This window comes from Nocardia sp. NPDC004722, from assembly GCF_053601505.1.
Genome location: NZ_JBSGBY010000556.1, coordinates 1 through 5,685, shown reverse-complemented (window position 1 = coordinate 5,685; position 5,685 = coordinate 1). Strand labels below are relative to the sequence as shown.

Annotated in this window: 6 protein-coding genes; 4 read left to right on the top strand and 2 right to left on the bottom strand. The window is 69.0% G+C overall.

Annotation, left to right across the window (positions count from 1 at the left end; genetic code table 11):
- On the bottom strand, positions 1-691 hold a 691-nt coding region (locus ACWELQ_RS36340), incomplete at its 3' end, for a serine hydrolase domain-containing protein (protein WP_452401549.1).
- A gap of 167 nt (positions 692-858) precedes the next feature.
- Here ACWELQ_RS36340 and ACWELQ_RS36335 point away from each other — a divergent pair.
- The 4 genes from ACWELQ_RS36335 (at position 859) to ACWELQ_RS36320 (ending at position 4,337) form a co-directional block, all read left to right on the top strand.
- Complete coding sequence (locus tag ACWELQ_RS36335; RefSeq protein WP_452401548.1) at positions 859-2,292, top strand: amino acid permease; 1,434 nt, start codon at positions 859-861, stop codon at positions 2,290-2,292.
- Between the two features lie 51 nt (positions 2,293-2,343).
- Positions 2,344-3,159 carry a serine hydrolase domain-containing protein gene (locus ACWELQ_RS36330; RefSeq protein ID WP_452401547.1) on the top strand — a complete coding sequence of 272 codons (816 nt, stop codon included), beginning with the start codon at positions 2,344-2,346 and terminating at the stop codon, positions 3,157-3,159.
- A gap of 118 nt (positions 3,160-3,277) precedes the next feature.
- On the top strand, positions 3,278-3,811 hold the full coding sequence (locus ACWELQ_RS36325; protein WP_452401546.1) for a DUF3145 domain-containing protein: 534 nt from the start codon (positions 3,278-3,280) through the stop codon (positions 3,809-3,811).
- A gap of 85 nt (positions 3,812-3,896) precedes the next feature.
- Positions 3,897-4,337, top strand: coding sequence for a hypothetical protein (locus ACWELQ_RS36320; protein ID WP_452401545.1), 441 nt, complete (start codon positions 3,897-3,899; stop codon positions 4,335-4,337).
- Here the strand turns inward: ACWELQ_RS36320 and ACWELQ_RS36315 are convergent.
- Positions 4,328-5,685: hypothetical protein (locus tag ACWELQ_RS36315; RefSeq protein ID WP_452401544.1), on the bottom strand; the 1,358-nt coding region annotated here is incomplete at its 5' end. The genes ACWELQ_RS36320 and ACWELQ_RS36315 overlap by 10 nt on opposite strands.

The following is a 5,685-nucleotide window of genomic DNA, read 5'->3' as shown; positions in this document are numbered from 1 at the left end:
CCGGCAGATCTCGCTCGTAGCGCAGGATATCGAGGCCCTCGGTGGCCGACAGGTCGGCCACCCGATCCATCGATACCTCTTCCGGCAGACCGATATAGAACTCCGCGCCCAGCGGACCGGCGATGTCCTCGGCGAAGATCCGTCCCAGCGTCCGGTGATGCGGATCCACCCGCCGCAGCAGCTCGCCCTGATACAACCCGGCCGTGATCGGGTGATAGCCCTGCCGAGTTCCCGGCCGCCACAACGGTTTCTGCTCCGCCAGCACCACCGCCATGCCGTCCAGATCGGCCATATCGGTGAGCCGGAACGGCCGATCCAGCGCGGGCAGGCCCGCCTGATGATCCAGCAACTGCCGCACGGTGATGGATTCCTTGCCGTGCGCGGCGAACTCCGGCCAGTGCAGAGCCACCGGATCCTCGTAGTCCAGCAGCTCCGCCGACACCGCGGCGGCCATCGTGAACGCGGCCATCCCCTTGGTCGAGGACCACACCGGGGCCATGGTGTCGCGCTCCCACGGCACCCGCCGCCGGCGATCACGATGCCCGGCCCACAGGTCCACCACCGGCCGATCCCCGTCGAATACGGCCACCGCCGCACCGATCTCGCCGTGCCGGGTGAAATTGCGGCGGAACGCGTCGGCGACCGGACCGAAGCCGGAGTCCACCTCGCCGTGGATAACCTGCTCACTCATGATGCGTCGATGGTAGCCGGGGGCATCGCTCGCGCGGCACCCCCGAGACGGCTGCGACGCACCCCACAGCGGGCTGCGCCACCGTATAGCTGAAAGCCGTTCCAATGGCCCTCGACACGACGCCCCGATGGCCGGAATACGCCTCTGACCAGGTAGCGTGGCCGTACATGCCTGGACTCCAGCGGATTACCGCGTCATTGCTGCGGACCAAGCCCGTCGAACAGCTCACCTCCGACGGCGAGCACACCGCACTGCGGCGCAGCATGGGCCTGATTCCGTTGATCGCGCTGTCGGTCGGCGCGACCCTCGGCACCGGCATCTTCGTGGTCCTCGGCGAGGCCGCCCCGCTGGCCGGGCCCGCCGTCGTGGTCTCCTTCGTGATCGCCGCCCTGGCCGCGCTGTTCTCGGCGCTGTCGTACGCCGAACTGGCCAGTGCCGTCCCGGTATCCGGGTCGGCCTACTCGTATACCTATGCGACGCTGGGCGAGATCGTGGCCTGGATCTGCGGCTGGTGCCTGCTGCTCGAGTACGGGGTCTCGGTGGCGGCGGTGGCCGTCGGCTGGGGTGCCTACCTCAACGAGTTCCTCGGGTCGACCGTCGGCTGGCGGATCCCGGACGTGCTGGCGCAGCCGCCCGGCGCGGGCGGCGTGTTCAATCTGCCCGCGGCCATCGTGGTGCTGCTGGCGACCGTGGTGCTGCTGGGCGGCATCCGGGAGAGCGCGCGCGTCACCACCGTCACCACCATGATCAAGATCGCGGTGCTGATCTTCTTCGTGGCCGTCGCGGTCACCGCGTTCGATTCCTCGAATCTGCACCCCTTCGCGCCCGAGGGCGTCTCCGGCATCGGCGCGGCCGCGTCGATGGTGTTCTTCTCCTTCATCGGCTTCGACGCCGCCTCCACCGCCGGTGAGGAGGCCAAGAACCCGCAGCGAGATCTGCCGCGCGCCATCATCATTTCGCTCGGCATCGTGACGCTGATGTACGTGCTGGTGGCGCTGACCGCCGTCGGCGCGGTCGGCGTGGACGACGTCAGCAGCTCCGGCGCGTCGCTGGCCACCGTGCTCGAACAGGTCACCGGACGCGGCTGGCCCGCCACCATCCTCGCGGGCGGCGCGGTCATCGCCATCGCCTCGGTGGTGCTGACCGTGCTCTACGGGCAGACCCGCATCCTGGTCGCCATGTCCCGCGACGGGCTGATGCCGCCGGTGCTCTCGCGGGTCGGCAAGCAGCGGGTACCGACGGTCAACACGCTCATCGTCGGCGGCGTGGTCGCAGTGCTCTCCGCGCTGGTGCCGCTCGGAGAGCTGGTGAACGCCACCAATATCGGCACCCTGGTGTCGTTCGGGCTGGTCAACATCGGTGTGCTGGTGCTGCGCCGCACCAAGCCCGACCTGCCGCGCTCCTTCCGCACCTTGGTGCCGCTGGTGCCGGTGATCGGCGTCGCCATGTGCGTGTGGCTGCTCATCCACCTGCCCGGCGTCACCTGGCTCGCCTTCACCCTGTGGTCGGCCGTCGGCCTGATCGTCTACTTCGGCTATGGCCGCCGCCGTTCGCTGTTGGACCGGAACGCGAAAGCCGCAGCGCCGGAAATATATTCGTAACTGCCCCGGAGCGCGGCGCGGGGGAAGATCGAGCACACGTAGGCTCGTCATGTGCGAGCGCTGGAGCAGATTCGACGGTGGCCGGTCCGGAACGCGGCGGCGGGCGTCGTCGTGCGCGGTAAAGGCGTGGTCGACACCGAGGGGGACACCGCGAAGGTCTTTCCCCTGGCCTCGGTGACCAAACCGCTTGTGGCGTACGGGGTTCTGGTGGCGGTCGAGGAGGGGGCGATCGAGCTGGACCAGCCCGCCGGGCCGCCCGGATCGACGGTGCGGCATCTGCTGGCCCACACCTCCGGGCTGGCCTTCGACTCCACCGAGGTGCTGGCCGCGCCGGGGGCCAAGCGCATCTATTCCAGCGCCGGATTCGAGGTGCTCGCGGATTTCGTTGCCGCGCAGACCGGTATCCCGTTCGACGCGTACCTGCGCGAGGCGGTGTTCGAGCCGCTGGGCATGACCTCCTCGGTGCTGGCGGGTCCGGCCGGGCATGCGGGCCGCTCCTCTGTCGCAGATCTCCTGCGGTTCGCCGAAGAATTGCTGAATCCGGCGGTCGTCAGTGCGGAATTGGTTTCCGAAGCAAGCACAGTGCAATTCCCGGATCGCAATGGCGTCCTGCCCGGATACGGGTCGCAGCGCCCCAATGACTGGGGTCTCGGATTTGAAATCCGGGACCACAAGGTGCCGCACTGGACCGGTACCGCGAACTCGCCGCGGACTTTCGGGCACTTCGGGCAGTCCGGGACATTTCTCTGGGTCGATCCGGACGTCGGCATGGCGTGTCTCGCGCTGGCGGACGAAAATTTCGGGGACTGGGCCCGGGTGGCGTGGCCGCCCCTCAGTGACGCCGTGATCGTGGAGTTTGAGCGGTAGCCGACACGGGCAATAAGTAACACACGCAACATCGGGCACTCCAGTAAACTCGGGCAACGCCGAGCATCGAGATGGGTCGTTGGGGAAGACGTCCCTCGTCGAGCCGGAGGTGTCAGTGGTGCGTGCGTCTAGTCAGTTCGCGGAGTCGACGTCTGGAGTCGTCTATATTCATTCGTCGCCGGCCGCGCTGTGCCCGCATATCGAATGGGCTCTCACCTCCACCCTCAAGGCACCCGCGAAACTCCGGTGGACCGCGCAGCCCGCCGATCCCGGGCAATTGCGCGCCACCACCGACTGGTACGGCCCGGTTGGTACCGGCAGCAGATTAGCTAGAGCATTGCGGGACTGGCCCGTGTTGTATTTCGAGGTCACCGAGGAGCCCAGCGAGGGCGTCGACGGCGAACGCTTCTCCTTCGTCCCCGGCCTCGGCCTGTGGAACTGCGTCACCAGCGCCAGCGGCGATCTCGTGGTCGGCGAGAACCGGCTGCGCGCCATCGTCGCCGAGGCCCGCGCCCATGGGCGCTCCTCCGCCGCCGAGATCGCCGCCGAGATCGACCGCGCCCTCGGCACCGCCTGGGACGACGTCCTCGAGCCCTACCGCCTCGGCGGTGACGGCGCGGAGGTCACCTGGCTGCGCCGCGACGTGGGCTGACCCGACCACCTATGCGTGGCATCCCTCGCGATCATCGCGAACCGGGCAGAATGCCCAGAGAGCGACAGTCGACGAGGAGGATTTCGTGCGGACCACAGCGAAGATCGCAGGCGCGGCCCTGCCTTTGACAGCGGCCGTCGTGGCCCTGACAGCGGCCCTGACCCTCACCGCCTGCAATGACAGCACCTCCACCGCGGCCGTCGGCAGCAGCAGCCCCAAGGCCGCCGCCGCCCCCTCCGCCGCGGGCCCCTTCCCCGCCGCCGGTCACCAGGCTGTCCAATGCGGCACCGGCCCTTGGGGCTTGGCCGTTGTAGCCTCCACCGCCCACGGCGACGACTTCTGCCCCACCGCCCTCTCCGTCGTGACCGCCTACGCCGACGAACGCGGCAAGAAGTCCACCGGCGACATCGCGGTCACCGTCGACACCATCCGCTGGGTCTGTGGCGAACGCCAAGGCAACCCCAACCCCTACCAGGAATGCGCCAGCCAGAACGAATCCGCCGACAAGGTCCGCCTCTACTCCTGAGCCGCGGCGCGGAAGTCGAGTAGGTTCACGAGGGCTATCGCGCCCGGGATCAACAGGAACAGCAAACTCGTGGGCCCACCGGCGAACAATCCGGCGGGAGTGTCGTAGGGGACTTCGCCCAGCGGGTCGCCGACGGCGCCCAGCGCATAGACACCCAACGCCCAGCCGACGGTGACCGCGGTGAAAGCCGGTCGCGGCGTGAGGAAGGCGAGCAGTGTCGGCGCGGCGGCGAGTAGGACCGGCGGGATGACCCACCAAGGGGAGTTGCGTTCTCCGATGAACGCTTGCCAGCCTGCGTAATGAGCGATCCCGAGGAACGCCGAGATCGCCGCCACGGCACCGAGTGAGACCGTCGCGATCGGGAATGATCTACGAGGAACGGCGAATCCGAGCCTGCCGCCGGTGTCGAGCAGCAGTACGCCCCCCGCGCACACGCCCGCGAGCACGATGGCGCCGGTGACGGTCAGGGCCAGCCCGTGTGATTTCGGGTCGACGCTCAACCCATGACTCTGGAGCCAGCGCAGCCGCACCACCAGCCCCACCGTCCCCCACACGGCGGTGAGTGCCGCCCCTGCCACCAAGCCCGGTCCGAATCTGCGGCGCAGCGCCGGAACGAAAACCGTTGCGCCGGTGCCGATGGCGATCACGGACAACCTGTCGAGGAAGGTCGCGAAGTCGGGGATCTCGTTGGTCGGATGCGGTCCGAGCAGCTGCAGCAGACCGGCGGCCATCGCCAGTAGACCCGCACCGAAGGCGAGAATCTGCGCCCCGATGCCCCTCCGCGCCGGGCGATCCGAAGGCAGGCTCCCCACGGTCTTCCCGGATGCGCGCATGGGCGTTCCCCGCGACGGGAACCCACCCGGGTCGGGACCGAGGTCCATGGGCGACGCCTCGCCAGGCGGCGCTGCCGACGAATCGTCCTGGGCGCCCGTATGCGAACCCGCATCCGGCCGTCCGGCGGCGGGCAAACGAGGGCTGTCCATGGTGGATGCGCCGCCGAGGATTTCGCGGGCGGCGGAGGCCACGACCGGGACGTCACTGATCGCTATGTCCCGCAGGGCTTTGCGGGCTGTGTCGGCGCGAACTTCGTCGCTGGAGGACAGCAGGGTGCCCAGCGCGTGTACCGCACCCTGTCGGATTTCGGGATGCGGGCTGTCGAGCGCGGTCCGGATCGAGTCCGGCAGACCGGCGCGCGCCGCGGGGAGGGTGGCGACGAACTCTTGACGGGGCGGGGTCGCGAGAGTTGTTGCGTTGCGCGGGTTTCCGTGAGCCGTTCGCTCGCCTCGGGCGGAGCTCAGTACGCGGGTGGCGGCGTCGGCCAGGGCGGTACAGGTGGGGTAGCGGTCGT

Bases quoted from the DNA above. Each gene is read 5' to 3' on its own strand.
- ACWELQ_RS36335 (WP_452401548.1), top strand. From the start codon at position 859: ATGCCTGGACTCCAGCGGATTACCGCGTCATTGCTGCGGACCAAGCCC.